The organism is Halomonas sp., from assembly GCF_031581305.1.
Lineage (GTDB): Bacteria > Pseudomonadota > Gammaproteobacteria > Pseudomonadales > Halomonadaceae > Halomonas.
Map to the genome: position 1 here is coordinate 1 of NZ_JAVLBC010000280.1, position 3,185 is coordinate 3,185.

A 3,185-nucleotide genomic window follows, 5' to 3' on the forward strand; every position below is an offset into this window, starting at 1 on the left:
TGGGGCAGTCGGCGCTCGGCCTGGGCGATCATGGACGAGGTCCGCCAGGCGGTCGGCGACCTGCCCGGCGTGCGCGCCTTCCCGGTGATGCGCCAGGGCTTCGGGTCCAGCGTCGAGAAGCCCGTGCAGTTCGTGCTGGGGGGCGGCACCTATGAGCGGCTGGCCGAGTGGCGCGATACCCTGCTGGCCCACATCCGCGACGATAATCCGCGCCTGACCGGCCTGGACAGCGACTACGAGGAGAACCAGCCCCAGCTGCGTGTGGACATCGACTACACCCGTGCCGCCGCCCTGGGGGTCACCGTCACGGAGATCGGCCGGACCCTGGAGACGCTGCTGGGCGGGCGCAGCGTGACCCGCTACGTGGACGACGGCGAGGAGTACGACGTGATCCTCGAGGGGGAACCCGGTGCCCGACCCAGCCCCTCCGCCCTGGAGAGCATCCGGGTCCGTTCGCAGCGCAGCGGTGAGCTCATCCCCCTGAGCAACCTGGTGACCCTCGAGGACTTCGCCGGGCCCAGCACCCTCAACCGCTTCAACCGCGTCCGCGCCATCACACTGCAGGCCGACCTGGAAGGCGGCTACCCGCTCGGCGAGGCCCTGGCGTACCTGGAGGCCACGGTGGACGAGATCCTGCCAGCCGAGGCCCAGACCGACCTCAAGGGCGCCTCCCGGGACTACCAGGAGGCCAGCGGCGCCACCGGCTTCCTGCTGGGGCTGGGTATCCTGGTGGTCTTCCTGGTGCTGGCCGGGCAGTTCGAGAGCTTCGTGCACCCCTTCGTGATCATGCTCACCGTGCCCCTGGCGATCTGTGGTGCCCTGCTGGGGCTCTACCTCACCGGGCAGTCGCTGAACATCTACAGCCAGGTGGGGCTGGTGATGCTGGTGGGGCTCGCGGCCAAGAACGGCATCCTGATCGTGGAGTTCGCCAACCAGCTGCGCGACCAGGGCGTGGCCTTCCACGAGGCGCTGGTGGACGCCGCGGTGACGCGCCTGCGCCCCATCGTGATGACCGCGGTGACCACCATGGCCGGTGCGGTACCGCTGATCGTCTCCAGCGGCGCCGGCGCCGAGACGCGGCTGGTGATCGGCACCGTGATCCTCTGCGGCCTGGCCGCGGCCACCCTCTTCACCCTCTTCGTGGTCCCGGTCGCCTACGACCTGCTCGCGCGACGGACCGGTTCGCCGGGCGACGTGGCCCGCCGCCTGGCGCGGGAGATGGGCGACACGCCCGCCGGCTACTGACCGGGCGGCCATACCAACGACGAAGGCCACCCCGCGGGGTGGCCTTCGTCGTTGGTGCCGGGACAAAAATTCAGCAGTCACCGATGCGGCGTCCCTCCATACTGGTGCTCATGTTGATCTCACCCGCTTCCGAATCGACCAGGATGTCGACGTTGCCCTCGACGCGCTCACCGAGGAAGTCCATGCGGCCAACAATATTGGCCTCACCGCCCTCGGCACGGCAGACCATGCGGTAATCCAGGCCATCGACCGTGACCGTGTGCTCGAGCAGCTCGCAGCCCTCTTCCTCCTCGATGAAGCTGAACTCCTCGTCATCGATATCGCCCTGGGCGATGCACTCCTGATGGGTCTCGGTCTGGTCGGGAATCGGCATGTCACCCAGCACCGAGGTGGTGCTGGTGAACTCCCACTGGCCCGGCTCGATGTTGGGGGATTCGGCGACAGCCGCCAGCGGCAGCGCCAGCAACAGACCGGCAAGAAGGGGACGGAACGACATGGAGAAACTCTCCCTGATGATGGGTGGAATGCCACACCCTCGGCATGAGGCCCAGCATAGCCCAATCGACGCCCGTCCCCAATCCCGTCTCTCCGCTTGTGATCCGAGAGGGTTCCTGGCTGCTGAGGCCAGCAACGTGACAGATCATCAGATCACGCCGCTCCAGGGTTGATGGGTGAGCGAACCACCATGTCCAATACCTGAAGGCGGAGGAACATCATGATGAAGCCCCCATGGTAGAGTGAACTCATGCGGCAGCCAGCAGTCCACGCCTCGTCTCATCTGCGTGACATTCGGCACGTGGCATGGGGCAGCCGTACAGAACCGATTACCCGGCTTCGGAGTGCCGTTGCCATGACCGGAGACAATCGGGTAATGATTCACAATGAATGCTCAGGAGTTCTCATGACAGCAATGAAGCCTCTCGCAGTTTCCATCCTGACGCTGGCCGTTGCCGCGCCGGCTTTTGCACAGCAGCAGATGCCCCAGGGCCAGGGTCAGACGCCAACTGCGGCGGACCAGGTCAGCCAGCTAGATGAGCTTGTCGATCTCGATGAGGGTCAGGAGCAGGAACTCGAAACCCTGCTCAACGACTCCCAGAATCGGATCAAGGAACTGCAGGAAGAAGCCCGAGGGGTCCAGGCTCAATTGCAGGAAAGCATCGGTGCCGACTTCGATGAGGCCACCATCCGACAGGATGCAGGACGCCTCGGTCAACTGACCGGTGACATGATGGCCGAGAGCGTTCTGATGCAAGCGCGTATCGAGGCCACCCTGACCCAGGACCAGCGTGACGAGCTCGAGCGCCAGATGCAGGCCCGGCAGCAGCAGATGCAACAGATGCAACGGCAGATGCAGGAACAGCAGATTCAGCAACAGCAGCCATCAGAGTGATCGCCAACACTTGAGCCTCTGGGATCGACGGCTCGCCAGGTGTTGTCGATCCCAAACAACGACCATCAGGTGGCGGCATTACCGTCATGTCACAACATCTGCGGCAGGAACTGGCTGCGTCGGTCGATGATCTCGCCGGCGACCATGAAGACGCCGTCGCCCGTGTAGTGCAGCGTCTCGGGATAGGTGGGCGTCGCCCGAGTCTGGGCCGCCACCACCTCCCAGATGAAGAAGTCATGGCGGTCGACCAGGCCGTCATCGACGAGACGGCACTCGAAGTGGGCATGACACTCCTCGATCAGCGGCGCCTCCACGGCCGTCGCCGGCGACGCGGTCAGGCCGAAATGGTCGAATTTTTCGATCTCGGCGCCGCTGCTGTTGCCGATCCCGATCACCTCATCGGTCAAGGCCGTCGTCGGCAGGTTGATGACGCACGTACCGCTGCGGCGAATGAGGTCGAAGCTGTGATTGCCGGAAGAGATGACGCAGCCGACCAGAGAGGGCGAGAAGGCCATCACGGTATGCCAGTCCAGGGTCATGATGTTGCGCT

At 65.0% G+C, this 3,185-nt stretch carries 4 protein-coding genes; 2 read left to right on the plus strand and 2 right to left on the minus strand.

Annotation, left to right across the window (positions count from 1 at the left end; genetic code table 11):
- The coding region (locus RI841_RS15695) for an efflux RND transporter permease subunit (protein WP_310706567.1) at positions 1-1,245 on the plus strand (1,245 nt) is incomplete at its 5' end.
- A gap of 70 nt (positions 1,246-1,315) precedes the next feature.
- On the opposite strand, the gene RI841_RS15700 is transcribed toward RI841_RS15695, so the two are convergent.
- A complete protein-coding gene (locus RI841_RS15700) occupies positions 1,316-1,741 on the minus strand; it encodes a DUF3617 family protein (protein WP_310706568.1) in 426 nt (141 codons plus the stop codon).
- A 405-nt stretch (positions 1,742-2,146) separates the two neighbouring features.
- On the opposite strand from RI841_RS15700, the gene RI841_RS15705 reads away from it, so the two are divergent.
- Positions 2,147-2,635: a hypothetical protein gene (locus tag RI841_RS15705; RefSeq protein ID WP_310706569.1), complete on the plus strand. Its 489-nt coding sequence runs from the start codon at positions 2,147-2,149 to the stop codon at positions 2,633-2,635.
- An 89-nt stretch (positions 2,636-2,724) separates the two neighbouring features.
- Here RI841_RS15705 and RI841_RS15710 read toward each other — a convergent pair.
- The coding region (locus RI841_RS15710; protein WP_310706570.1) for a flavin reductase family protein at positions 2,725-3,185 on the minus strand (461 nt) is incomplete at its 5' end.

Coding starts and splice junctions, on each gene's coding strand:
- RI841_RS15705 (WP_310706569.1), top strand. CDS start 2,147: ATGACAGCAATGAAGCCTCTCGCAGTTTCCATCCTGACGCTGGCCGTT.
- RI841_RS15700 (WP_310706568.1), bottom strand. CDS start 1,741: ATGTCGTTCCGTCCCCTTCTTGCCGGTCTGTTGCTGGCGCTGCCGCTG.